General features: G+C 73.2%; 22 protein-coding genes. 13 read left to right on the forward strand and 9 right to left on the reverse strand.

Annotated elements, in window-relative coordinates:
- Window positions 1-32 precede the first annotated feature (32 nt).
- Window positions 33-437 carry a YjbQ family protein gene (locus tag IGA62_RS04530; protein WP_145816113.1) on the reverse strand — a complete coding sequence of 135 codons (405 nt, stop codon included), beginning with the start codon at window positions 435-437 and terminating at the stop codon, window positions 33-35.
- A gap of 47 nt (window positions 438-484) precedes the next feature.
- Window positions 485-955, reverse strand: a complete 471-nt coding sequence (locus IGA62_RS04535) for a hypothetical protein (RefSeq protein ID WP_145816112.1) — start codon at window positions 953-955, stop codon at window positions 485-487.
- A 288-nt stretch (window positions 956-1,243) separates the two neighbouring features.
- On the opposite strand from IGA62_RS04535, the gene aceE reads away from it, so the two are divergent.
- Window positions 1,244-3,994: a pyruvate dehydrogenase (acetyl-transferring), homodimeric type gene (gene aceE / locus IGA62_RS04540; RefSeq protein ID WP_190289255.1), complete on the forward strand. Its 2,751-nt coding sequence runs from the start codon at window positions 1,244-1,246 to the stop codon at window positions 3,992-3,994.
- 162 nt (window positions 3,995-4,156) lie between these two features.
- Here aceE and IGA62_RS04545 read toward each other — a convergent pair whose 3' ends face one another.
- Entirely contained in the window at window positions 4,157-4,603 is a 447-nt protein-coding gene (locus tag IGA62_RS04545; protein WP_091459609.1) for an SRPBCC family protein, read from the reverse strand.
- Between the two features lie 186 nt (window positions 4,604-4,789).
- Between IGA62_RS04545 and IGA62_RS04550 the strand changes: the two genes are divergently transcribed.
- The 4 genes from IGA62_RS04550 to gltX all read left to right on the forward strand — a co-directional run bounded on the left by IGA62_RS04550 (window position 4,790) and on the right by gltX (window position 9,920).
- Complete coding sequence (locus tag IGA62_RS04550; RefSeq protein WP_145816111.1) at window positions 4,790-6,127, forward strand: GH1 family beta-glucosidase; 1,338 nt, start codon at window positions 4,790-4,792, stop codon at window positions 6,125-6,127.
- Window positions 6,128-6,163: 36 nt separating this feature from the next.
- A complete protein-coding gene (locus IGA62_RS04555; protein ID WP_145821800.1) occupies window positions 6,164-7,435 on the forward strand; it encodes an MFS transporter in 1,272 nt (423 codons plus the stop codon).
- A gap of 319 nt (window positions 7,436-7,754) precedes the next feature.
- Window positions 7,755-8,348, forward strand: coding sequence for a hypothetical protein (locus IGA62_RS04560; RefSeq protein WP_145816110.1), 594 nt, complete (start codon window positions 7,755-7,757; stop codon window positions 8,346-8,348).
- A gap of 162 nt (window positions 8,349-8,510) precedes the next feature.
- Window positions 8,511-9,920, forward strand: coding sequence for a glutamate--tRNA ligase (gltX, locus tag IGA62_RS04565; protein ID WP_145816109.1), 1,410 nt, complete (start codon window positions 8,511-8,513; stop codon window positions 9,918-9,920).
- Between the two features lie 106 nt (window positions 9,921-10,026).
- Here the strand turns inward: gltX and IGA62_RS04570 are convergent, their stop codons facing one another.
- Window positions 10,027-10,647, reverse strand: coding sequence for a copper resistance CopC family protein (locus IGA62_RS04570; RefSeq protein WP_145816108.1), 621 nt, complete (start codon window positions 10,645-10,647; stop codon window positions 10,027-10,029).
- Window positions 10,648-10,929: 282 nt separating this feature from the next.
- Between IGA62_RS04570 and IGA62_RS04575 the strand changes: the two genes are divergently transcribed.
- Window positions 10,930-11,514 (forward strand): hypothetical protein, encoded by a 585-nt coding sequence (locus IGA62_RS04575; RefSeq protein ID WP_377464412.1) that lies wholly within the window; start codon window positions 10,930-10,932, stop codon window positions 11,512-11,514.
- A 110-nt stretch (window positions 11,515-11,624) separates the two neighbouring features.
- On the opposite strand, the gene IGA62_RS04580 is transcribed toward IGA62_RS04575, so the two are convergent.
- Together IGA62_RS04580 and IGA62_RS04585 are read right to left on the reverse strand one after the other, a co-directional pair.
- A complete protein-coding gene (locus IGA62_RS04580; RefSeq protein WP_145816106.1) occupies window positions 11,625-11,951 on the reverse strand; it encodes a hypothetical protein in 327 nt (108 codons plus the stop codon).
- Window positions 11,952-12,228: 277 nt separating this feature from the next.
- A complete protein-coding gene (locus tag IGA62_RS04585) occupies window positions 12,229-12,861 on the reverse strand; it encodes a phosphatase PAP2 family protein (protein ID WP_145816105.1) in 633 nt (210 codons plus the stop codon).
- 8 nt (window positions 12,862-12,869) lie between these two features.
- Here IGA62_RS04585 and IGA62_RS04590 point away from each other — a divergent pair, with 8 nt between their 5' ends.
- The 5 genes from IGA62_RS04590 (at window position 12,870) to fabF (ending at window position 18,003) form a co-directional block, all read left to right on the forward strand.
- A complete protein-coding gene (locus tag IGA62_RS04590; RefSeq protein WP_145816104.1) occupies window positions 12,870-14,153 on the forward strand; it encodes a PucR family transcriptional regulator in 1,284 nt (427 codons plus the stop codon).
- A gap of 116 nt (window positions 14,154-14,269) precedes the next feature.
- Window positions 14,270-15,445, forward strand: a complete 1,176-nt coding sequence (locus IGA62_RS04595) for an acyltransferase domain-containing protein (RefSeq protein WP_145816103.1) — start codon at window positions 14,270-14,272, stop codon at window positions 15,443-15,445.
- A complete protein-coding gene (locus IGA62_RS04600) occupies window positions 15,442-16,386 on the forward strand; it encodes a beta-ketoacyl-ACP synthase III (RefSeq protein WP_091459598.1) in 945 nt (314 codons plus the stop codon). The genes IGA62_RS04595 and IGA62_RS04600 overlap by 4 nt, the downstream gene beginning before the upstream one ends.
- A gap of 149 nt (window positions 16,387-16,535) precedes the next feature.
- Window positions 16,536-16,775 carry an acyl carrier protein gene (locus IGA62_RS04605; RefSeq protein ID WP_091459597.1) on the forward strand — a complete coding sequence of 80 codons (240 nt, stop codon included), beginning with the start codon at window positions 16,536-16,538 and terminating at the stop codon, window positions 16,773-16,775.
- 1 nt (window position 16,776) lies between these two features.
- Window positions 16,777-18,003 (forward strand): beta-ketoacyl-ACP synthase II, encoded by a 1,227-nt coding sequence (gene fabF / locus IGA62_RS04610; protein ID WP_145816102.1) that lies wholly within the window; start codon window positions 16,777-16,779, stop codon window positions 18,001-18,003.
- A 113-nt stretch (window positions 18,004-18,116) separates the two neighbouring features.
- Here the strand turns inward: fabF and IGA62_RS04615 are convergent, their stop codons facing one another.
- Complete coding sequence (locus tag IGA62_RS04615; RefSeq protein WP_222433300.1) at window positions 18,117-18,878, reverse strand: acetoin reductase; 762 nt, start codon at window positions 18,876-18,878, stop codon at window positions 18,117-18,119.
- A gap of 656 nt (window positions 18,879-19,534) precedes the next feature.
- Between IGA62_RS04615 and IGA62_RS04620 the strand changes: the two genes are divergently transcribed.
- Entirely contained in the window at window positions 19,535-20,251 is a 717-nt protein-coding gene (locus tag IGA62_RS04620) for a class I SAM-dependent methyltransferase (RefSeq protein WP_145816100.1), read from the forward strand.
- Window positions 20,252-20,292: 41 nt separating this feature from the next.
- A complete protein-coding gene (locus IGA62_RS04625; protein ID WP_145816099.1) occupies window positions 20,293-21,198 on the forward strand; it encodes a helix-turn-helix domain-containing protein in 906 nt (301 codons plus the stop codon).
- A 58-nt stretch (window positions 21,199-21,256) separates the two neighbouring features.
- Here the strand turns inward: IGA62_RS04625 and IGA62_RS04630 are convergent, their stop codons facing one another.
- Together IGA62_RS04630 and IGA62_RS04635 are read right to left on the reverse strand one after the other, a co-directional pair.
- Window positions 21,257-22,186 carry an ROK family protein gene (locus IGA62_RS04630; protein WP_232624873.1) on the reverse strand — a complete coding sequence of 310 codons (930 nt, stop codon included), beginning with the start codon at window positions 22,184-22,186 and terminating at the stop codon, window positions 21,257-21,259.
- Between the two features lie 37 nt (window positions 22,187-22,223).
- Window positions 22,224-23,681 (reverse strand): argininosuccinate lyase, encoded by a 1,458-nt coding sequence (locus tag IGA62_RS04635; RefSeq protein ID WP_145816098.1) that lies wholly within the window; start codon window positions 23,679-23,681, stop codon window positions 22,224-22,226.
- Window positions 23,682-23,690: the final 9 nt, after the last annotated feature.

Here is a 23,690-nt window from a genome sequence, read left to right on the forward strand (position 1 = left end):
CACCCCGGCCGCACCCCACGCCGGAAAGCAGGTCAGCCGGGGAGGAAGGAGAAGCGGACCTGCCGGGTCGGGTTGTCGCCGTTGGTGTCGACCAGACAGATCGACTGCCAGGTGCCGAGGGCGAGCCGGCCGCCGAGCACCGGCACCGTCGCGTACGGCGGGACGAACGCCGGGAGCACGTGGTCCCGGCCGTGCCCGGGTGACCCGTGCCGGTGCCGCCACCGGTCGTCGGTGGGCAGCAGGTCGTCGAGTGCGCTGAGCAGGTCGTCGTCGGATCCGGAGCCGGTCTCGATGATCGCCAGCCCGGCGGTCGCGTGCGGCACGAAGACGTGCAGCAGTCCGTCGCCCTGACCGGAGACGAACCGCTCGGCCTCGGCGGTGATGTCCCGGACGGTGGGCCGGGAACCGGTCTGGACCGTGATCACCTCACTGCGCATACGCCGATTCTGCCGCAGCGCGCGCGGCCGGGGGCGGGTCCGTGGAGTCAGTAGCTGCTGCCGCCGCTGTCGCCGCCGCCCGACCAGCCACCGCTGTCGCCGCCGCCCGACCAGCCACCACCGGAGGAGCCGCTGTCGCCGCCACCCGACCAGCCGCTACCGGAGGAGCCGCTGTCGAAGCCACTCTGGTGGGCACCGTCCGAGCCGCCCGGGTGGCCGCTGGAGGAGCCCCGGTGGGAATGGTCGGTGTCGGCGGGGCCGTACCACCCGACGTCCCCGGTGGGGGCGGCGTACGGCTGTCCGGCGGCGACCGCGTACCCGCCGCGCGGCCGGCGGGCGCCGGGCCGCGACCGACGGGGATCGGCCAGAAGCCGGATGCCCACCCCGCCCAGCACCAGCCCGAGGAAGGCGAAGGGCGCCAGGGCGCCGTTGCCACCGAGCATGCCGAGAACCGTCACCATCAGGGTGAGGCCACCGACCAGGACGAGGGCACCGGCCAGAGCGCGTCGGATCGTCATGCGCCCACGGTAGGAACGGCAGGCAAGCCGCCCAGCGCGGGCACCCGCCGGGGCGGGGCCCGGACGGGGCCGCGGGCCGGCGCTCGGGGGCATGGACCGGGGCCTGGCCGCCGGTTCAGGAAAGCGTACCTCCGGGCCGGGCGGGCGAACGGTCGCAACCCGCTCGAAAGTTACTGGTCGGTACCTGTGTTGAGCGTCGCGTCTCGGGGAGGCAGACGTGACGAGGGACGCCACCAGAGGGCAGGATGGCGCTAGAGACCTATCCCACACACAACCGAGGGAACGCCTGTGGCCACGGAACGCAAGCGCCCGGTGATCACCGCCGGTCTGCCGAGCCAGCTTCCGGACATCGACCCTGACGAAACCAGCGAATGGGTCGAGTCGCTCGACGGTGTCATCGACGAGCGCGGGAACAAGCGCGCGCGCTACGTCATGCTGCGCCTGCTGGAGCGGGCCCGCGAGCGCCAGGTGGGGGTGCCGTCGCTGACCACCACCGACTACATCAACACCATTCCGCCGGAGCGCGAGCCGTGGTTCCCGGGTGACGAGCACATCGAACGGCGGATCCGGGCGTACATCCGGTGGAACGCGGCGATGCTGGTGCACCGGGCGCAGCGCCCCGAGATCGGCGTGGGCGGGCACATCTCCACCTTCGCCAGCTCCGCCTCGCTCTACGAGGTCGGCTTCAACCACTTCTTCCGGGGCAAGGACCACCCGGGTGGCGGCGACCACATCTTCTACCAGGGGCACGCCTCCCCCGGTATGTACGCGCGCGCGTACCTGGAGGGGCGGCTGAGCGACGACCAGCTCGACGGCTTCCGCCAGGAGCTGTCCCATCCGGGTGGCGGGCTGCCGTCGTACCCGCACCCCCGGCTGATGCCGGACTTCTGGGAGTTCCCGACGGTCTCCATGGGTCTCGGCCCGCTGAACGCGATCTACCAGGCCCGGTTCAACCGCTACCTGCACCACCGGGGCATCAAGGACACCAGCCAGCAGCACGTCTGGGCGTTCCTCGGTGACGGCGAGATGGACGAGGTGGAGTCGCTCGGCGCGATCGGCGTGGCCGCCCGCGAGGAGCTGGACAACCTCACCTTCGTCATCAACTGCAACCTCCAGCGGCTGGACGGCCCGGTCCGGGGCAACGGCAAGGTCATGCAGGAGCTGGAGGCGTTCTTCCGGGGCGCCGGCTGGAACGTGATCAAGGTCGTCTGGGGCCGGGAGTGGGACCCGCTGCTCGCCGCGGACACCGACGGCGCGCTGGTCAACCTGATGAACACCACCCCGGACGGCGACTACCAGACCTACAAGGCGGAGTCCGGGGCGTACGTGCGGGAGCACTTCTTCGGCCGCGACCAGCGGACCCGCAAGATGGTCGAGCACCTCTCCGACGACGAGATCTGGAACCTCAAGCGGGGTGGGCACGACTACCGCAAGCTCTACGCGGCGTACAAGGCGGCGATGGAGCACACCGGGCAGCCGACGGTCATCCTGGCCAAGACGATCAAGGGCTGGACGCTGGGCTCGCACTTCGAGGGCCGGAACGCCACCCACCAGATGAAGAAGCTGACGCTGGAGGACTTGAAGACCTTCCGCGACCGGCTCTACCTGGACATCCCGGACAAGGCGCTGGAGGAGAACCCGTACCTCCCGCCGTACTACCGCCCCGACGACTCCTCCGAGGAGATGTCGTACCTCAAGGAGCGGCGTCAGCAGCTCGGCGGCTACCTGCCGTCCCGCCGGACGGAGCAGAAGTCCCTGGCCATCCCGGGCAGCGAGCGGTTCTCCGACGTCAAGCGTGGGTCCGGCAAGCAGAAGGTGGCCACCACGATGGCCTTCGTCCGGCTGCTCAAGGACATCATGAAGGACAAGGAGTTCGGCAAGCGCTGGGTGCCGATCATCCCGGACGAGGCCCGCACCTTCGGGATGGACTCCCTCTTCCCGACGCAGAAGATCTACTCGCCGCACGGGCAGAAGTACACCTCGGTCGACCGGGAGCTGTTCCTGTCGTACAAGGAGTCGACCACCGGGCAGATCCTGCACGAGGGGATCAACGAGGCCGGTTCGGTGGCCTCGTTCACCGCGGCCGGCTCCGCGTACGCCACGCACGGCGAGCCGATGATCCCGCTGTACATCTTCTACTCGATGTTCGGGTTCCAGCGCACCGGCGACGGGTTCTGGGCGGCGGCCGACCAGATGGCCCGGGGCTTCGTGCTCGGTGCCACCGCCGGGCGGACCACGCTCAACGGTGAGGGCCTCCAGCACGAGGACGGCCACTCGCACCTGATCGCCGCCACCAACCCGGCGGTGGTCGCGTACGACCCGGCGTTCGCGTTCGAGATCGCGCACATCGTCGAGAACGGCCTGCACCGCATGTACGGCGAGGCGCAGGAGAACATCTTCTACTACCTGACCATCTACAACGAGCCGATCCTCCAGCCGGCCGAGCCGTCCGACGTGGACGTCGAGGGGCTGCTCAAGGGGATCTACCGTTACTCCCCCGCGCCCTCGGTGAACTCCCACGGCGAGGCCCCCCGGGCGAACATCCTGGCCTCGGGCACGGGCATGCAGTGGGCGCTGAAGGCCCAGCAGCTGCTCGCCCAGGACTGGGGCGTGGCCGCCGACGTATGGTCGGTGACCTCCTGGACGGAGCTGCGCCGCGACGCGGTGGAGTGCGAGGAGCACAACCTGCTCAACCCGGGCGGGGAGCAGCGGGTGCCGTACATCCAGCAGAAGCTGGCCGACGCCGAGGGGCCGAAGGTCGCGGTCAGCGACTGGATGCGCGCCGTACCGGACCTGATCTCCCGCTGGGTACCGGGCGACTACACCTCGCTGGGCACCGACGGGTTCGGCATGTCGGACACCCGGCACGCGCTGCGCCGGCACTTCCACGTCGACGCCGAGTCGGTGGCCGTGGCGACGCTGCGGCAGCTGGCGCTGCGCGGTGCGGTGCCGGCCGAGGTCCCGGCCGAGGCGGCTCGCAAGTACGCGATCGGAGACGTCAACGCCGCACCGGTCGGTGAGACCGGCGGCGACTCCTGACCGACACGTACGACGGGAAGGGCCCGGCGTGGTGGAGACCGCGCCGGGCCCTTCCCGGTCCAGGCCGGGCACGCCCGGTGACGGCGGACGACGGTGGCCCGGGGTCCCTGGCGGGGACGCCGGGCCACCGTCGTCGCGGGTGACGCCGGGATCGGGCCCGACTCAGCCGACGGCGGCCAGGTCGGTCAGCCGGGCGAGCGAATCCTCCAGGTCGGCGCCGACCCGACGCAGGCCGAGCCGGAGCAGGGCCGCCTTGACCGGACCGGCCGGCCAGCGGACGACGATGAGGCGGACGACCGTGCCGCCCTCCTCCTCGTCGGCGGTGAGCTGGACGTAGATCTCGGTGCGCGCCTCCGCCCGGGCACCGGCGCCCTTGGCCCGTTCCCGCCAACCGATGAGGTTGGGTTCCTGGAAGGCGATCACCTCCGCCTCGTGCGCCGCGCCGCGCCCGGCCTGGACCAGTTGCCGGCGACCGTAGCCCTCTCCCGAGAGCACCTCGGCCGCTCGTACGCCGGCCAGCCAGGCCGGCAACTGCTCGGCCCGCTGCACCACGTCCCAGACCGCTTCCACCGGCGCCGCCACGTGCGCACTGCGTTCCACGAGGATCATCTCTGTCTTCCCCCACTGAGGACATCCCACGATATTCCGCACTCTATGCGTCAAAACGGACAGATGCGGACGGGTTTGGAAAAGACACGCCGAAATCCCTTGACGAAAACGTCCCGGCACCCCATGGCGCATCCCCGCACGGCGATCTAGAGTCCTGAATACGTTTCACATCCGTGTGGAGGGTGCATGCCGACGCCCGTGTTCCCCGCCGGCTTCCGCTGGGGAGTGTCCACCTCGGCCTACCAGGTCGAGGGCGCCGCCGACACCGACGGTCGCGGCCCGTCGATCTGGGACACCTTCGCCCACCAGCCGGGACGGATCGCCGACGGCAGCAGCGGGGACGTCGCCTGCGACCACTACCACCGGTACGCCGAGGACGTCGCACTGATGGCCGGGCTCGGGATCTCCGCGTACCGGTTCTCGGTCGCCTGGCCCCGGGTGCAGCCGCCGGGTTCCGGTCCGGCCTCGCCGCGCGGCCTGGACTTCTACGACCGGCTGACCGACGCGCTGCTGGCCCGGGACATCGACCCGGTCGCCACCCTCTACCACTGGGACCTGCCGCAGCCGGTCGAGGACGCGGGCGGCTGGCTGCACCGGGACACCGCCGGACGCTTCGCCGAGTACGCCGATCTGGTCGCCGCCCGCCTCGGCGACCGGGTACGACTCTGGATCACGCTCAACGAACCGTTCGTGCACATGAGCTTCGGCTACGGCCTGGGCACCCACGCCCCCGGCCGGCAGCTCCTCTTCGACGCCGTACCGGTGGCCCACCACCAGCTCCTCGGGCACGGCCTGGCCGTCGCCGCCCTGCGCGCCCGGACGACCAGCCCGGTCGCCCTCACCAACAACTACTCGCCGGTGCGGGTCCTCGGCGACACCGACGCCGACCGGGCCGCCGGGGAGGCGTACGACGCGCTGCACAACCGGCTGTTCACCGATCCGGTGCTCGGTCTCGGCTACCCGCCCGACCTCGCCCCCGGGCCGGAGGTCGTCCGTGACGGGGACCTGGCGACCATCGCCGCGCCGATCGACGTGCTCGGCGTCAACTACTACAACCCGACCGGCATCCGGGCCCCCGAGGAGGGCTCGCCGCTGCCGTTCGAGCTGGCCGACCTCGACGGGTACCCGCGCACCGCCTTCGACTGGCCGGTGGTCCCGGACGGGTTGCGCGACCTGCTGGTCGGCCTGCGTGACCGGTACGGCCAGGCGCTGCCCCCGATCGAGATCACCGAGAGCGGCTGCGCGTACGACGACGAACCCGACGCCGACGGGCGGGTGCACGACCCGGAGCGGATCGCCTACCTGGACGGTCACCTGCGCGCGCTCCGGGCCGCCGTCGACGAGGGCGTGGACGTGCGCGGCTACTTCGTCTGGTCGCTGCTGGACAACTGGGAGTGGGCGGAGGGCTTCACCAAGCGGTTCGGCCTGGTGCACGTCGACGCCGACACCCTCGCGCGCACCCCGAAGTCGTCGTACGCCTGGTACCGGGACGTGATCGCCCGCAGCCGACGACACGGGGCGTGACCCGGTGGACCGGGTGATGGTGGGCGGCGGGCCGTGGTGAGCGCCGTCGACCCGACCCCAGGTGCGCCGCCGGCCGCGCTCGCCGAACCGACCGTGCCGGTACGGCGCGGCTGGATCGCCCTGCTCGTCGCCGCCAACCTCGGCCTCTGGATGGCCTTCTTCACCCCACTCCAGGTGCTCCTGCCGCAGCAGGTCGAGCGGATCGCCCCGGACGCCAAGGAGACGATGCTCGCGGTGGTCACCGGGGTCGGGGCGCTCGCCGCCGTGCTGGCCAACCCGCTGGCCGGCGCGTTGTCGGACCGTACCGTCGTCCGGATCGCCGGCCGGCGCCTCGGCCGCCGGCACCTGTGGACGGCCGGCGGCGCGCTGCTCGGCGCCCTCGCCCTGGTGCTGCTGGCCCAGCAGCGGACCATCCTCGGCGTGACGGTGGTCTGGGTCGCCGCCCAGGTCTGCTTCAACGCGATGCTGGCCAGCCTGACCACGGCCGTGCCGGACCGGGTGCCGGTCGCCCAGCGGGGCGCGGTCTCCGGTTGGGTCGGGATCCCCCAACCGCTCGGGCTGGTGCTCGGGGTGCTGCTGGTGACCACGCTGGTCACCGGCCGCGCCGCCGGCTACCTCGCGGTCGCGGTGGCCGTGCTGGTGCTCGCCCTCCCCTTCGCCCTGTTCACCCCGGACGACCCGCTGCCCCGCGCGCACCGCCCCCCGCTGAGCCCTCGCGCGCTGCTGGCCGCCGTCAGCCCGCGCCGGCACCCCGACTTCGGCTGGGCCTGGATCACCCGGTTCCTGATCCAGCTCGGCAACGCGCTGGGCACCCTCTACCTGCTGTACTTCCTCACCGACGGGGTGCGCCACCCCGACCCGGACGGTGCGCTGCTGGTGCTGATCCTGCTCTACACGGCGGGACTCGCCACCACCACCGTGCTCGCCGGCTGGCTGTCGGACCGGACCGGACGGCGGAGGGTCTTCGTGGTCGTCGCCGGGGTGGTGATCGCGGGAGCCGCGCTGCTGCTCGCCGCCGCGCCGGTCTGGTCGACCGTGGTGGTCGCCGCGCTGCTGCTCGGCGCGGGCTACGGCGTCTACCTGTCGGTGGACGCCGCGCTGATCACCCAGGTCCTGCCGGCCGCCGCCGACCGCGCCCGGGACCTCGGCGTGATCAACATCGCCAACTCCGCACCCCAGGTGCTCGGTCCGGCGATCTCCGCCCCGATCGTGGTGCACCTCGGTGGGTACCCGGCGCTGTACGGGGCGACCGCTCTGGTGACCCTGCTCGGCAGCGTCCTGGTGCTGAAGATCCGTACGGTCCCCTGAGCAGCCGCCGGCACCGTTCCCCGCGCCGGTGCCGACGCCCCCCGGTGTCGGCGACGCCCGGTGTCGGCGACGCCCGGTGTCGGCGACGCCCGGTGTCGGCGACGCCCGGTGTCGGCGACGCCCGGTGTCGGCGACGCCCGGTGTCGGCGACGCCCGGTGTCGGCGACGCCCGGTGTCGGCGACGCCCGCCGGAACGGTGTCGGCGACGCCCGCCGGGACGGTGTCGGTGGCGCCCGCCGCCATCGTCGACGGCCGTGAGGGGGACGGGGGCCGCCTCCGGCCGGCCCGGGGCTCACCTGATCTGGCACGATCGAACCCCATGCACCCCTTCGCGCACTTCCTCCTCGACGGGTTCCAGCAGGTGGCCACGGACACCTGGGCCAACGACGAGCGGATCGTCATCCAGCCGGTTTTCTTCAACCTGGTTCCCGACCTGCCCGCCTCGCTGACGGACCTGCCCGCGCTCCATAAGGGGCTGGCGGGGATGGCGGCAGCCCAGGGCGGTGCGCTGATCGAGGCCGATGTCGTGTCGGTCGGCGGCCAGCCGGCACTGCGCCAGATCGTCAAGGTCAAGCTGCCCAACCAGCCCCACGGACAGGCCTTCCTGGGCAGCTACATCGTGCCGAAGGCGGCATGCAGCGCGGTGTTGCGGGTGCAGGCTGCCGAGAGCGGGCCGACCGGCCAGCGGGAAGCGCTGGTCATGAGCCAGGTCGGCCCCACGAACTACTTCCGGCCCCACCCGTACGGGCCCGAGGGCGAGGGCGGCCTGCCGTCGCACGTCGCCGACGACCCGGCGTACGACCCGCAGTTCCCGCAGCACCCCCTGAGCCGGGTACGCCAGGTGATGGCCCAGCTCGCCCGGCAGGTCGAGCTGCATCCCGACTTCGCCGCGCTGCCGGCGTTCACCCGCTGACACCGCTGCCGACGTTCACCCGCCGACACCGCTGCGCGGGCGGAAGCGGCAGGTTGCGCGGTTGCGCGCGCTGGGGTGGTAGCAGGGGTCCCCTGCACGACAAAAAGCGGTAACAAGGGGCCCCTCCTACCACCAGGACGCAGCAGCCGTACGCTGGACGGCGTGACGGTACGTGTGCGATTCGCCCCCTCTCCGACCGGTATGTTCCACGTCGGCGGTGCCCGCTCCGCCCTCCAGAACTGGATCTACGCCAAGCAGCAGGGCGGGGTGTTCGTGCTCCGCGTCGAGGACACCGACGCCGCCCGCAACAGGCCGGAGTGGACCGAGGGCATCCTGTCGGCGCTGGACTGGATCGGCATCGCGCGCGGCTCCTACGAGGGGCCGTACTTCCAGTCGCAGAACGCTGGTGAGCACCGGGCCGCCGCCGGGCGCCTGCACGAGTCCGGCCGGGCGTACTACTGCGACTGCACCCGGGAGGCGGTGCAGGCCCGCAGCGGCTCGCAGTACGCCGGCTACGACGGCTTCTGCCGGGACCGGGGCCTGGAGCCGGGCGAGGGACGGGCGCTGCGCTTCCGTACCCCGGACGAGGGTGTGACGAAGGTGGTCGACCTGATCCGGGGCGAGCCCACCTTCGAGAACAAGCTCATCGAGGACTTCGTCATCGCCCGGGGCGACGGCTCGCCGGTCTTCCTGCTGGCCAACGTGGTCGACGACATGACCATGGGGATCACCCACGTGATCCGGGCCGAGGAGCACCTGCCGAACACCCCCAAGCAGCAGTTGCTCTGGGACGCGCTCGGCGTGCGGCCGCCGGTGTGGGCGCACGTGCCGGTGGTGGTGAACGAGAAGCGGCAGAAGCTCTCCAAGCGCCGCGACAAGGTCGCCCTGGAGGCGTACCGGGACGAGGGCTACCTCGCCGACGCGATGCGCAACTACCTGATGCTGCTCGGCTGGGCGCCCTCCGGCGACCGGGAGATCGTCCCGTGGTCGGTGATCGAGGAGGAGTTCCGGCTGGAGGAGGTCAACCCCTCCCCCGCCTTCTTCGACGAGAAGAAGCTGCGCGCGTTCAACGGCGAGTACATCCGGGCGCTGCCGGTCGAGGAGTTCGCCGCCGCCTGCCAGCCGTGGCTCACCGGCACCGCGACGATCCCGCCGCCGCCGTGGCAGCCGGCGGAGTTCGACGCGGACGCCTTCGCGGCGGTCGCCCCGCTGGCGCAGACGCGGATCGCGGTGCTCAGCGAGATCGTGCCGAATGTGGACTTCCTCTTCCTCGCCTCGCCGCTGGTCGACGAGGCGGCCTGGGCGAAGGCGATGAAGGAGGGCGCGGGCGCGCTGCTGGACGCCGCGACCGCCGCCTTCGAGGCGCTGGAGACCTGGGACGCGGAGTCGCTCAAGTCGACCCTGGAGGCGGTCGGCGCGGAGCGTGGGCTCAAGCTCGGCAAGGCCCAGGCCCCGGTCCGGGTCGCGGTGACCGGCCGCAGCGTCGGACTGCCGTTGTTCGAGTCGATGGAGGTGCTCGGCCGCGAGCGCACCCTGGCCCGGTTGCGCGCCGCCCGGGTCCGGCTTCCCTGACCGTACGCGTCACGACAGCCGCCGTGCGGGCCCGCCCGCACGGCGGCTGTCGCCGTGTCGGTCCCCCGGGTTCGGAGTCCGGTGGGCCGTCGCGGCACACGATTGCTCAGCCGGTCGACCGGGGGCGGCGGCGTACCAGCAGCACGGCGACGAGCCCGGCGAGCACGGCGACCGCGCCGACTCCCCAGGGCCAGGCGGGCGTGCCGCCGTCGTCACCGGCGTCGGTGTCGGCGGCCGGTGCGGCCGAGGCACCGGCGGTCGACGGGGTGGGGTCCACCGGGACCGGCGTGGGTGGCGGGGGTGGCCCGGTGACCGCCGTGGGGGACGGTGACGGGTCGGCCGGGGTGCCGGTGGTCAGCGTGAACCGGATCTCGCCACTGACCGGGTGGCCGTCCGCCGAGCTGACCCGGTAGTCGACGATGTAGAGCCCGGCCGCGCCCGGCACGAACGTCACGCGCACCCGGGAACCGTTCACCGTCGGGGCACCCCGGGACGCCGGCACGTTGTCCGGTCCGGTTACTGTGATCTTCGTCGTGTTCGGATCGAGCCGGGCGAGGAAACGCAGCTCGATCCGGGTCGGAGCCTGCGCCAACCGTGCCCCGTCAGCAGGACTGCTGCCGGTCAGTGAGTTGTGCGCGGCGGCCGGTGCCGCCGACCACAACGACACCACCAGCGCCACGCCGATCGTGACCAGCCAACCCGCCAGCCGTAGGACCCTGCCCCCCATGCATCCCTCCGTAAAGGTACGATCCGCCCACCGATCACACGTCCTGTCATTAGTCGGGCTGAGATCGCACATAGTTCAAAATACTGTTCTGGAAGCTGCAACCGATCGACGGCCGGCGGAGTCTGAGAGATGTACGCCCGGCCCTGCCCGGCGTGCTCGTGCCATCCCCAGTCAGCGCGTGACCTGCAGCAAGGCCATCCATCGAAGCGGGGCGAGGAGGCGGCAGTGGTCCGGAGGGTGAGGCGGCTACTCGTCGCGGCAGTCGGGGCGGTCCTGGTGGCGATGATGTCGGTCGGCGCGGCGCACGCCGCGCCCAAGCCCGCGCCGCCCGGGGTGGACATCACCGGCGCAGGGCTCGCCGAACCGTTGCGGTTACGGGCCGACATCGACCCGGCCCACGTGACGGCGGTGATCGACCAGGTCAACTGGTTCGCCGCCGACGGCGCGCCCTCGGGTCCCAAGGCCGCCGACCTCGGCCCGAAGTACACGGTCGTGGTGCTGGCCGGCGACCAGCCACAGCAGACCTTCGACCTCTACCCGCTCGCCAAGGGCGGTCCGCGGGCCTACCGTCCGGCCAAGCAGCCCAACGCGGCCAAGACCCACGCGGGCTGGTTCCTCGGCCGGCTCAACATGTCGGAGACCCTGCGGACGGCCGGCGTGCCCCTGCCCCGACAGATCGAGACGGTCAGCGGCGGGGTCGGCGGTGGCGAGCGGATGCTCCCGGAGGAGTCCCTCGACCCGGGCCGGGACATCGACCAGGCGCTCGGCGAGTTGCAGCGCCTGCTGCTGCTGAACGCGGGCGTGGTGATCGTCATCACGATCGGGCTGGCCGGCATCGCGCTGCTGATCCGGCGCCGCACCCGCTGACCGCCGACGTCCCATCCCGACGCCGGGTGTTCCCATCGGGAGCGCCCGGCGTCCTGTCGTGACCGGCCGGGTCGCCCCGATCGGCGGTCGCGGGCCGTCGTGGCGGCTGGTCAGCACCAGCGTCGCGGCGGGCGCTCCCGTCGGGTGGCGCGCTGGCTCGGCCGGACCGGCCCGTGCCGGTGGGCACCGGCCCAGCCCGGCAGGTCGCTGCGGCAGGACGCCTGGGGCACCGGTTCCGGGTCGACGCAGTCGGCGAGCCGCTGGCGGGGCACCGGGGGATCCTCCTCGGCGGGCCGGACGACCGGCTCGGCCAGCTGCGGCGTACCCACCGGCGACCGGCGGTGGACGTGGTGCTTGCCGGGCGACTGCTGGTCGTGGTGACCCGACCGGCAGGGATCGCCCTGGGCGCAGCCGTGCTCGGCCTCCCCGTGCGGCATCTCCGGTCTCCTCACGCTCGCCCTGGGCCCTGTTCCACCCCGTCGCCGGCTCACGCCCGGCGACGGATCGCACGATCACGTCCGTGGAATTTCCACGCGCGGTGCCGTGCCCTGTCACCGTACTGGCCGGACGCGTCCGGCGGTACGTCGCATGCGTAATGTCCATCGACGCGTGATCGGGTGGGGGCCGTCTCCCGGCGCGGGCGGACCGCAGCCCGACCAGCGCGACGAACCGCCCCCGTGCGCGGGGCCCGGCAGGACCGACCGGGCGGGACGGTCAGCCCGCCCGGGCGGGAGCCCGCTCCCGGACGGCGTACGCGACGAGCGGCACGACGGCCAGCGCCAGCAGCCAGCCGCCGAGGACGTCCGTGGGCCAGTGTGCCAGCAGCGCCACCCGGGTCAGGCCGACGAACACCGCGAAGGCCGTGGCCGCCGTCACCACCACGAGCCGCCCGGTACGGGCCAGCCGGGGCCAGGCGAGCAGCACGACGACCAGGGCGGCGGCAGCGGCGTTGCTGGTGTGCCCGCTCGGGAACCCGTTGCTGGTGACGGTGACGAAGCCGTCCAGCGGACGTGGACGGTGCAGCAGCCAGTGGGCCAGTCCCCAGAGCACGGGCACGGTCCCGGTGACCGTGGCGCAGAACACGGCCGCCGCACGGCACCCCCGGGCGAGCAGGGTGAGGGCGGCGACCACGCCGGCGACCAGGAACGGAATGGTGGCGGCCACGTCGGTGAGGATCCGCAGAGCCGAGACCAGCCCGGGACGGTGGTCGCCGTGCCCCCGGAAGGTCTCGCTGAGCGCGCGGTCGGCGCGGTGAAGCGGCGCCCAGTCGGTGAGGACCGGAACCGCCAGCACGAGCAGGGCGGTGAGGGCGAGCAGCGGCAGGAACAGCGGCGGGCGCGCGATCATCGTCAATGATGGCACGTCGCGGGGGCTCGGACGCGGGGCCGGCGGGCGCGTGTCAGGCTAGGGCGGTGGGGACCGAGCCGGGGGGTACGCAACTGCCCGCCACGCTGCGCCGGATCGAGCGCGCGGCGGGAGCCCTGGCCACGGCGAGCGTGACCCGGATGGACGAGACCGTGCCCTGGTTCCGGGCGCTTCCGGCCGACCAGCGGTCCTGGGTGACGCTGGTCGCCCAGGCCGGCGTCCGCTCACTGGTGCAGTGGCTGCGCGACGGTGGCGGTCGGGCGGACAGCACCCAGGAGGTCTCCGACGAGGTCTTCGCCATCGCCCCGCAGGCCCTCGCCCGGTCGATCAGCCTCCAGCAGACCGTCGCGTTGATCAAGGTGACCATCGACGTGGTGGAGGAGCAGGTCCCGCACCTGGCCGCCGACGGCGAGGAGCAGCAGTTGCGCGAGGTCGTACTGCGGTTCTCCCGGGAGATCGCCTTCGCCGCCGCGCGGGCGTACGCACGCGCCGCCGAGGTGCGGGGCTCCTGGGACGCCCGGCTCCAGGCCCTGCTGGTGGACGCGCTCCTGCGCGGGGACTCCTCGGACGTGCTGGCCAGTCGGGCCGCCGCGCTGGGCTGGGCGGACGCGCCCCCGGTGGCGGTGGCGGTGGGCCGTTCCCCCGGCGGGGAGGTGGCCGCCGTGCTGCACACCGTCTACCGGCTGGCCCGGCGGATCCGGGTCGGGGTGATCGGCGGGGTGCACGGCGACCGGCTGGTGGTGGTGCTCGGCGGCGCGGCCGACCCGCTGGCCGCCACCGAGAAGCTGCTGCCGGCGTTCGGCGACGGGCCGGTGGTGGTCGGTCCCGCCGTACCGAGCCTGGACGAGGCGACCGAGTCGGCGCGCTCGGCGCTGGCCGGGTACCGGGCGGCTCCGGCCTGGCCGGCCGCGCCGCGACCGGTGGAGGCCGCCGCCCTGCTGCCGGAGCGGGCGCTGGCCGGGGACGCCGAGGCCCGCCGCCGGTTGCGTCAGGACTACTACGCCACCCTGGTACGCGCCGCGGGCGAACTGCTGGAGACCCTGGACGCGTTCTTCGCCTCGGGCGGGGTACTGGAGAGCACGGCACGCGCTCTCTTCGTGCACCCGAACACGGTGCGGTACCGGTTGCGCCGGATCGCCGAGGTGACCGGTCTGTCCCCGTTGGTGCCCCGGGACGCCTTCGCCCTCCAGGTGGCGCTGACCGTCGGACGGTTGGACCCGGTCACGCCGGTACTCCCCGGACCGCCGGGAAGCGAGCGCGGCAAGGACCGCTGATCCCGGACCGGACGACACCGAACCAGGGGTTTTTGTAGGATCCCTCCAAAGGTTCTAGTGCGGTTTGGTGCCTGCCGACACCACACGGCCGCCAAGATTCAGACAGAGTCATAGACGTGCTCGCCGTACTCTCTCCTGGCCAGGGTTCGCAGAAGCCCGGCTTCCTGACCCCGTGGCTCGACCTCAGCGGCACCGAGGCCCGGCTGCGGTGGTGGTCGGCGCTGTCCGGTGTCGACCTGGTCCACCTCGGCACCGCCGCCGACGCGGACGAGATCAAGGACACCGCCCGCACCCAGCCGCTGCTCGTCGCGGCGTCGCTGCTCGCCGCCGAGCACCTGCCGATGCACGACGTCGGCCTCACCGCCGGCCACAGCGTCGGCGAACTGGCCGCGGCCGCGCTGGCCGGGGTGCTCCCCGCCGAGGCGGCGATCGCCCTGGCGGGCGTCCGTGGCCGGGAGATGGCGGCGGCGTGCGCGCTGGAGTCGACCGGCATGGCGGCCGTGCTCGGCGGGGACGTCGACGAGGTGCTCGCCGTCATCGAGAAGCACGGGCTGCACCCGGCCAACCGCAACGCCACCGGTCAGGTGGTGGCCGCCGGTGCCACCGAGGGGATCGACAAGCTCGCCGCCGAACCACCGTCCGGCGCGCGGATCATGCGGCTGAAGGTGGCCGGGGCGTTCCACACGCCGTACATGGCCCCGGCCGAGGCCGCGCTCGCCGCCGTCGCCGCCGGGATCACCACCCGGGCCCCGGCCCGGATCCTGCTGTCCAACCTCGACGGCACCGCCGTGGCACACGGCCGGGAGATGGTGCAGCGCCTCGTCCGTCAGGTCACCGCCCCCGTCCGCTGGGATCTCTGCATGGCGACCCTGGTCGACCTCGGGGTGACCGGGGTGATCGAGCTTCCTCCGGCCGGCACCCTGAACAACGTCATCAAGCGGGAGTTCAAGGGCTCCGACGCGCTGCCGGAACTCGTCACCCTGAACACCCCGGACGACCTGCCGGCCGCCCGCGACCTGATCGCACGACACGGCAGGGCACCCCGCCACGAGCCGACCAGCCGGTTCCGCGTGGTGGTCGCGCCGGTGGCCGGCACCTTCGCGCCGGCCGGGGGCCTCGCCGAGGGCGGGACCGTCGAGCCCGGCCAGGTCATCGGGCACGTCTCGACCCGGCAGGGGCCGGTCGACGTGACCGCGCACGACGGCGGGCTGCTCACCGAGTGGCTCGCCCACCACGACGACCCGGTCGCCCCGGGCCAGCCGCTCGTCCGTATCGGAGGACACCAACCGTGAGCGGAAGCCGGATCCTTTCCCTCGGCCACTACCAGCCCTCGCGGGTGGTGACCAACGACGAGATCGCCCAGCTCGTGGAGACCAACGACGAATGGATCCGGGACCGGGTGGGCATCGCCAGCCGGCGGATCGCCGACGGTGAGACGGTGGCCGACATGGCCTCCGCCGCCGCGGACAAGGCGCTGGCCAACTCCGGGCTGACCGCCGCCGACATCGACCTCGTGGTGGTGGCCACCTGCACGTCGGTCGACCGCAGCCCGAACGTCGCCTGCCGCGTCGCCGCCCGGCTGGGCATCCACGCGCCGGGCGCGTTCGACCTGAACACCGCCTGTTCGGGCTTCGCGTACGCGCTGGGCACCGTCGACCACGCCATCCGGGCCGGCGCGTCGCGCAACGCGCTGGTCATCGGCGCGGAGAAGCTCTCCGACTTCGTCGACTGGACGGACCGCTCGACCTGCATCATCTTCGCCGACGGGGCGGGTGCGGCGGTGGTCACCGCCACCGCCGAGGGCGAGCCGGCCGGGGTCGGCCCGGTGGTGTGGGGTTCGGTCCCGGAGAAGGGCGACGCGGTCCGGATCGAGGGCTGGCGGCCGTACGTCCAGCAGGAGGGGCAGGCGGTCTTCCGCTGGGCCACCACCGAACTGGCCCCGCTGGCCCTCCAGGCCTGCGAGCGGGCCGGCGTACGCCCGGAGGAGCTGGCCGCGTTCGTGCCGCACCAGGCCAACGCCCGGATCATCGACGGCATCGCCCGACGGCTGGGCATCACGGACGCCGTCATCGCCAAGGACATCGTCGAGTCCGGCAACACCTCGGCGGCGAGCGTGCCGCTGGCCCTGTCCAAGCTGGTCGAACGGCGGGAGGTGCCCTCGGGCGCCCCGGTGTTGCTGTTCGGCTTCGGCGGTGGGCTGACCTACGCCGGTCAGGTCGTCCGCTGCCCCTGATGTCCGGCGCGGTTCCACCCGCGTCGCTCTGATGTCCGGCGCGGTCCCACCGCGCCGCCCTGATGTCCGGCGCGGTCCCACCGCGTCGTTCCCGCCCGGCCGTACCACCGCCGGGTGCGTACAACCCATATGGAGAGGAAACACAACCAATGACCCGTGACGAGATCACCACCGGCCTCGCCGAGATCCTCGAAGAGGTGGCCGGGGTGAACCCGGACGAGGTGGCCGAGGGGAAGTCGTTCACCGACGACCTCGACGTCGACTCGCTCTCCATGGTCGAGGTCGTGGTGGCGGCGGAGGAGAAGTTCGGCGTCAAGATCCCCGACAACGAGGTGCAGAACCTCAAGACCGTCGGCGACGCCGTCAGCTACATCGAGGCGCAGTCCTGACATGAGTCGCACCGACGTCGTCGTCACCGGGCTCGGCGCGACGACCCCGTTGGGCGGGGACGTCACGTCGACCTGGGACGCCATGCTCGCCGGCCGCTCCGGGGTGAGTGCGCTCACCCAGGAGTGGGCCGGACAGATGCCGGTCCGGATCGCCGCGCAGCTCGCGGTCGACCCGGCCGGGCTGCTGGACCGGGTGAAGCTTCGCCGGCTCGACCGGTCCGAGGCGATCGCCCTGATCGCCGCGCACCAGGCCTGGGCGGACGCCGGCCTGGCCGACTCCGGGCTCGACCCGGAGCGGCTGGGGGTGAGCGTCGGCTCCGGGATCGGTGGCGCGGTGACGCTGCTCAACCAGGACGACATCCTCGAGAAGTCCGGCCCCCGCCGGGTGTCCCCGCACACCGTGCCGATGCTGATGCCGAACGGCCCCGCCGCGTGGGTGGGGCTGGAGCTGGGTGCGCAGGCCGGCGTACACGCGGTCGCCAGCGCCTGCGCCACCGGCGCGGAGGCGATCGCACTCGGCCTGGACATGATCCGCTCCGGCCGGGCCGACGTGGTGGTGGCCGGCGGCACCGAGGCGGTCATCCACCCGCTGCCGATGGCCGGCTTCGCCTCGATGCGGGCCATGTCGACCCGCAACGACGATCCGGAGCGCGCCTCCCGGCCGTGGGACAAGGGCCGTGACGGCTTCGTCCTCGGCGAGGGCGCCGGGGTGGTCGTGCTGGAGCGCGCCGACCACGCCGCCGCGCGCGGCGCGCGGGTCTACGCCCGGCTCGCCGGGGCCGGTATCACCTCCGACGGGTACGACATCGTGCAGCCCCACCCGGAGGGCGCGGGCGCCATCCGGGCCATCGGCAAGGCGATCGTCGACGCCGACGTGGACCGGCAGGACATCGTGCACGTCAACGCGCACGCCACCTCCACCCCGGTCGGCGACATGGCCGAGGTGGTGGCGCTGCACAAGGCGCTCGGTGACCACCCGGTGCTGACCGCGACCAAGTCGATGACCGGGCACCTGCTCGGCGCGGCCGGCGCGCTGGAGTCGATCGCCACGATCCTCACGATCCGCGACGGCGTCATCCCGCCGACCATCAACCTGGACGAACCGGACGACGGCCTCGACCTGGAGGTGGTCGCCAACAAGGCACGCCACATGGACGTCCCCGCCGCGCTGAACAACTCGTTCGGCTTCGGCGGACACAACGTGGCGCTCGTCTTCACGCGGGTCTGAGGTCACGGCGTCCACGGCGACACCCCGCGGTGACGGGTCACCGCCCGACGGGTTCGAAGGCCCCGCTGTCGTCCGCGACAGCGGGGCCTTCCCGCACGGTATTGCCCGGCTGGTCAGCGCATGACGAGCCCGCCGTCGATCATCACGGACTGGCCGGTCATGTAGTCCGAGTCGGGGCCGGCCAGGTAGGAGACGAAGGCGGCGACGTCCTCCGGGGTCTCGACCCGGCCGAGCGGGATCCCGCCCGCGTACTTCTTGAGCGCCTCGCCCTGCTCCAGGCCGAGGTAGCCGCTGAGTTTCTGGTCGATGGCCTCCCACATGTCCGTGCCGACGATCCCCGGGCAGTAGGAGTTGACCGTGATCCCGAACTGCGCCAACTCCTTCGCTGCGGCCTGGGTGATCCCGATCACCGCGAACTTCGTCGCCGAGTACGCGCCGAGGTAGTCGAACGCGGAGTGCCCCGCGATCGAGGCGGCATTGATGATCTTTCCGCCACTGCCCTGCTTCTGCATCTCCGCCACGGCGGCCTGCATGCAGTAGAGGACGCCGAAGACGTTCAGGCGGAAGAGCGGCTCCAGGTCCTGGGAGGTCACCTCGGTCAGCGGCTTGATCTGCGCCATGCCGGCGTTGGAGACCATGACGTCGACGCGACCGAGGTCGTCAGCCACCTTCGCCACCATGCCGAAGACGGTGTCCCGGTCGCTGACGTCGGCCGGCACCGCGACGGCCCGTCGGCCTCGTGCCCGGATCTCCTCGGCCACCGCCTCGGCCCCCTCGGCCCGGACGTCGTTCACGGCCACGTCGGCGCCGTCGTCCGCCAGCCGCAGGGCGATCGCCCGGCCGATCCCCCGGCCTGCTCCCGTGACGATCGCCACTTTGCCTTGAATGCCCATAATCGCCCCCTTGGTGCCTTGGAGCGTAAACGTCGGTGGGTAACCGGTGGGCGATTTCTCCTGAATGAGGTGCCTGTCCGCCGCAGCGCGGCCGACCGGCTTCCTTGACCCCAGCCTGACACGCAACTGCTCAACCCCTCCACCAACCGCGGTCGCCCTGCCACGCGCGCACCCGCAGATCTTGGACAGTTGCCGTCGCATCTCGTCGGCAACTGTCCAAGATCTGAGCGGCAGCCTGCGTGGCAGGGCGACGGGTTGGCGCGTCGGGGCTGTGCGTGGTGCGGGCGCGATTCTCTGGCGATGATCGACAGACGTCCCGGACGAGGACGACGCCGGGCAGGTTGTCGGCGTCTCGACGCGTTCGCCGCTACGCCCGCTCCGGCTGCGTCGGGTCCGCCCTGACCCCGAACTGTTCTGCCGCTTCCTGCGCTGCGTCCGCCGTCCGCGCCCCACCCCGCCCCGCCCCGCCGAGGTGGGTAGGAGGGGCACCTTGCAGTACAAAAATCACCTGTAGGGGGCCCCTGCTACCAACGCACCCCCCGGGCTTAGGCGGCACCGGGGCGGGCGAGTGCCGGGGCGGGAGGGGGGTCGGGGCGGGCGCGGTTAGGGTGAGTGCGCCCGATCTGCGAGGAGTACGCGTGGAAGCGACCGAGATCCGCAAACTCGCCGCGCTCGAGGACACCCACTGGTGGTACCGCGAGCGTCGGGCGCTGCTGGCTCGGGCGCTGCGCCGGCTGGCCGCCTCGGGTCAGCGCCCCGGCCGGGCGTTGGACATCGGCGCGGCCGGCGGCGGCAACACCCGCGTGCTGCGGGCGCACGGCTGGCGACCGGTCGCGCTGGAATACAGCGTGGAGGGCGCGGGGGTGGCCCGGGAGCGGGGACTGGACGTGATCCGGGCCGACGCCCGGCATCTGCCGGTCGGCTCCGCCGGCCTGGACCTGGTGGTCGCCTTCGACATCCTCGAACACGTCGACGCCGACCATCTCGCCGCCGCCGAGATCCGCCGGACGCTGCGGCCGGGCGGGACCGCGCTGATCGCCGTACCGTGCGACATGCGGCTCTGGTCGGCGCACGACGTGGCGGTCGGGCACGTCCGCCGCTACGACCGGGAGTCGCTGCGGGCGACGGTGGAGAAGGCCGGCCTGGTCGTCGACGAGCTGTGGAGCTGGAACGTGCTGCTGCGGCCGGTCGCCGCGTGGCGGCGGCGCACCTCGACCGGCAGCGACCTGGACGACCTGCCCGCCGTCGTCAACCTCGGGCTCCGGGCGATCATCACCGCCGAGCGGTACCTGCCGGTGAAGGGGCTGCCCGGGGTGTCGCTGGTGCTGCGCGCCCACCGTCCCACCGACGACTGAGGGCTTGAGTCTCCAGTGGCTGGAGGGTGCACGCTGTGGTCGTGGACGACCGTACCGAGCTGTTCACCATCGGACAGCTCGCCGACCGCACCGGTCTGACCGTACGCACCATCCGGTTCTGGTCGGACGAGGGGCTGCTGCCGCCGACCGCCCGGTCCGGCGGGGGCTACCGGCTCTACGACGCCGCCGCCGTGGCCCGCCTGGACCTGCTGCGGACGCTGCGGGACCTCGGCATCGGCCTGGACGACGTCCGGCGGATCCTGGGCCGGCAGTCCGGCGTGCCGGAGGTGGCCCGGGCGCACGTCCGGGCGCTGGACGCCGAGATCCGGACGCTGCGGCTGCGCCGGGCGGTGCTGCGGTCGGTCGTCCGTCGCGGAAGCACGACCGAGGAGTTGAGACTCATGCACGACCTGGCCCGACTCTCCGCCCGGGAACGGCAACAGATCATCGACGACTTCGTGACGGAGGTGTTCGCCGGCATCGACGCCGACTCCCGTGCCGGCGGCATCGCCACGGCGATGCGGGGAGCCATCCCGGCCGACCTGCCGGACGATCCCACCGACGAGGAGGTGGACGCCTGGGTGGAGCTGGCCGAACTGGTGCGCGACCCGGCGTTCCGTCGCCGGGCCCGGGAGATGGCGGTGGCCGGGGCCGCCGGTGGGGACTCCCCGCCGGAGCCGATGCCCGACGTGACGCCGGCCCGGGAGGCACTCGCCGCCGGCATCGCCCCGGACTCCCCCGCCGCCCGGGAGGTCGTCGACCGCATCGTCGACCCGGCACTCTCCGCCGGGGAGCGGGTCGCGCTGGCCGACCGGATGTCCACCTTCACCGACCGACGGGTGGAGCGGTACTGGGAGCTGGTCGGGGTGCTCCACCGGCGGCCACCGTTCCCGCCGATGGTGCCGGTGTTCGAGTGGCTGATCGAGGCGCTGCGCGCCGCCCGCTGACCGCCGCCGTCCTCCGGGTGCCGGCGTCCCCCTTGCACACGCCGGCATCCGGGGGCGGTCAACGGGACGCGGGCACCGCCTCCCGGGCGAGGATCACCGCACCGTGCAGGGCGGCATCGTCGGCGAACCGGGAGAGCACCACCTCCGGCCGGTAGGGCAGCACCTCACCGAGCCGCTCGGTCAGGAGGCCCCGGATCAGGTCGCTGCCGGCCACCCCGCCGACCAGCACCACCCGCTCGGGGTCGAGCAGCAGGCAGCAGGTGGCCAGGTGCCGGGCGAACTCGTCGACCCGGGTGGTGAGCGCGTCCCGGGCCGGGCCGGGACGCGCGGCGGCGGCGGACAGCCCGGCCGCGCCACCCGGCACCCCCTGCTCGTCGGCGAGCCGGTCCAGCGCCCGGCCGGAGAAGTCGAGTTCCAGCATGGTGCCGGGCCAGGGGCCGCCGGCGACGGCGTACCCGATCTCGCCGGCCGCGCCCCGGTGTCCGGCGACCACCCGGCCGCCCACGGTGACCGCCGCCGCCACGCCGGTGCCGATCCCGATCACCAGCCCGGGATCGGCGTCGCGCAGCGCGCCGAGGCGCAGCTCGGCCAGGGCGGCGGCGTTCAGGTCGTTGTCCACCGCGACGGCGGATACGCCGAACCGCTCCCGGACCGCGTCGGCCAGCCGCAGCCGGTCCCAACCGGGCACGTTGGGGGCCAGGTCGATGCCGTCGGGGCGGACCACGCCGGGCGAGGCGACGCCGGCCGCCGCGACCGGGCCACCCACCTGCGCCACCAGCTTCGCGGCCAGCGCCAACGCCCGGTCCAGCGCCTGCGGGGCACCCTGTTCGGCGTGCGTGGGCACGCGTTCGCGGACCAGCAGCCGGCCCTGCCCGTCGGCCACCCCGACCGCCATCTTGGTGCCGCCGAAGTCGATGCCGAGCAGCACCGGCCGGTCACCGGCCACCGGCGCGGGCTGGGCCGCCCGCCCGGACAATCCGACACTCACCGGTCCTGACCTCCGGTCGACGGGACGGGACGCGCGCTCACCGGGCTGCTCGCTCGGCGGCGACGGCGTCGAGGGCGGCGTCGGCCCGGGCCAGCCGGTCCCGGACGGTGCCGAGCCGGTCGGCGACGGCGTCGAAGGCGACCCGCAGGGTCGCCACCTGGGCCCGTACGGCCTGCGCGCCGGGACCGTCGACCTGGGCCCGGTCGAGCACCTGCTCGGGACGGACGGCGGCGGCGATCAGGTCGTCGATCGCGGTGTCGTCGAGCCCGTCGGCGATCCCCTCGGCCGCCGCCCGGACGCCCTCGGCGGTCCAGGTGCCGGGAGCGCCGCCCCGGACCAGCCGGCCGACCACCGAGTGGGCGGCCCGGAACGGCACCCCGTGCCGGGTCAGCGCGTCCGCGGCGGCGGTGGTGGTCGCCCCGGAGGCGACGATCTCCTCCGCCGACGGCGGTTCGAGCGGTTCGATCTCGGCGAGGAAGCCGCCGAGCAGGGCGAAGAACCGGTCGGTACGGTCGTTGCTCTCCCAGAGGCGCACCTGCACGTCGGTGGTGGCGTTGTTCGAGTCCTCCCACCAGGCCGCGCCGACGTTGTTGAGCACGCTGGCGGCGTCGGCGGCGGTCGCGCCGGCCATCGAGACCAGGTGCTCCAGGACCACCGGGTTGCGCTTCTGCGGCATGATGCTGCTGCCCTGGGTGAAGTCGCCGGGGGTGGTCACCCAGCGCCAGGTCAGCCAGTCCATCAGGGTGCGGGCCAGCCGCGCGCCGGTGGCGAGGGCCTGCGCGTTGAGCGTGCCCACCCGGACGAGGTGGTCGGCCCCGGCCACCGCCTCGTACGAGTTGGTGACCAGCCCGCCGAAGCCGAGCAGTTCGGCCACCCGGGCGGGGGCGATGTCCAGGTCGGTGCCGGCGAACGCGCAGGAGCCCAGCGGCGAGGTGTTCAACGCCTCGATCAGATCGGCGTAGGCGACGGCCTCACCGGCCAGCGCCTCGGCGTAGCCGGCCAGGGCGTGCCCGATGGTGGTGGGCTGGGCCGGCCGGCGGTGGGTGTAGCCGGTGATCACCACGTCGGCGTACCGGTGCGCGGCGTCGAGGACGGTCGTCCCGGTGGCGAGGACCCGGTTGAGCACGCCGACGAGCTGGTCGCGCAGGAGCATCCGGAACACCCCGGCGTCCAGGTCGTTGCGGCTGCGGGCCATCTGCACGTCCAGTTCGGACGCGGGGATGCCGCACGCCTGCGCGAGCCGCTTCTCCAGCAGGTAGTAGGTGTCCTCGAAGCTGCCGTCGAACTCCGGCGCGGGCGCGTGGTCGGCGCGCAGTTCGGCGAGGCCGCGCAGCAGTCGGGCGCCCCTTTCGGCGGGGACGAGTCCCTGCTCGGTCAGCATCACCACGTGCGCCTGGCTGGCCCGCACCATCGCCGGGAACAGGTACCCGACGTGGTGGTCGTACGTGGGCCGCAGGTGGTGCCGCTGGTAGGTGGTCAGCGGGGGTGTGCTCATGACGGTCTC

The organism is Micromonospora sagamiensis, assembly GCF_014680085.1.
GTDB classification, from domain to species: Bacteria; Actinomycetota; Actinomycetes; order Mycobacteriales; family Micromonosporaceae; genus Micromonospora; species Micromonospora inyonensis.

Excerpts from the sequence above, each read along its gene's own strand:
- IGA62_RS04535 (WP_145816112.1), bottom strand. The coding sequence starts at position 955 with ATGACGATCCGACGCGCTCTGGCCGGTGCCCTCGTCCTGGTCGGTGGC.
- IGA62_RS04575 (WP_377464412.1), top strand. The coding sequence starts at position 10,930 with ATGATGTCGGTCGGCGCGGCGCACGCCGCGCCCAAGCCCGCGCCGCCC.
- IGA62_RS04590 (WP_145816104.1), top strand. The coding sequence starts at position 12,870 with ATGGCACGTCGCGGGGGCTCGGACGCGGGGCCGGCGGGCGCGTGTCAG.
- IGA62_RS04550 (WP_145816111.1), top strand. The coding sequence starts at position 4,790 with ATGCCGACGCCCGTGTTCCCCGCCGGCTTCCGCTGGGGAGTGTCCACC.
- IGA62_RS04635 (WP_145816098.1), bottom strand. The coding sequence starts at position 23,681 with ATGAGCACACCCCCGCTGACCACCTACCAGCGGCACCACCTGCGGCCC.
- IGA62_RS04545 (WP_091459609.1), bottom strand. The coding sequence starts at position 4,603 with ATGATCCTCGTGGAACGCAGTGCGCACGTGGCGGCGCCGGTGGAAGCG.
- IGA62_RS04585 (WP_145816105.1), bottom strand. The coding sequence starts at position 12,861 with ATGATCGCGCGCCCGCCGCTGTTCCTGCCGCTGCTCGCCCTCACCGCC.
- IGA62_RS04530 (WP_145816113.1), bottom strand. The coding sequence starts at position 437 with ATGCGCAGTGAGGTGATCACGGTCCAGACCGGTTCCCGGCCCACCGTC.
- IGA62_RS04605 (WP_091459597.1), top strand. The coding sequence starts at position 16,536 with ATGACCCGTGACGAGATCACCACCGGCCTCGCCGAGATCCTCGAAGAG.
- fabF (WP_145816102.1), top strand. The coding sequence starts at position 16,777 with ATGAGTCGCACCGACGTCGTCGTCACCGGGCTCGGCGCGACGACCCCG.
- IGA62_RS04560 (WP_145816110.1), top strand. The coding sequence starts at position 7,755 with ATGCACCCCTTCGCGCACTTCCTCCTCGACGGGTTCCAGCAGGTGGCC.
- IGA62_RS04570 (WP_145816108.1), bottom strand. The coding sequence starts at position 10,647 with ATGGGGGGCAGGGTCCTACGGCTGGCGGGTTGGCTGGTCACGATCGGC.
- IGA62_RS04580 (WP_145816106.1), bottom strand. The coding sequence starts at position 11,951 with ATGCCGCACGGGGAGGCCGAGCACGGCTGCGCCCAGGGCGATCCCTGC.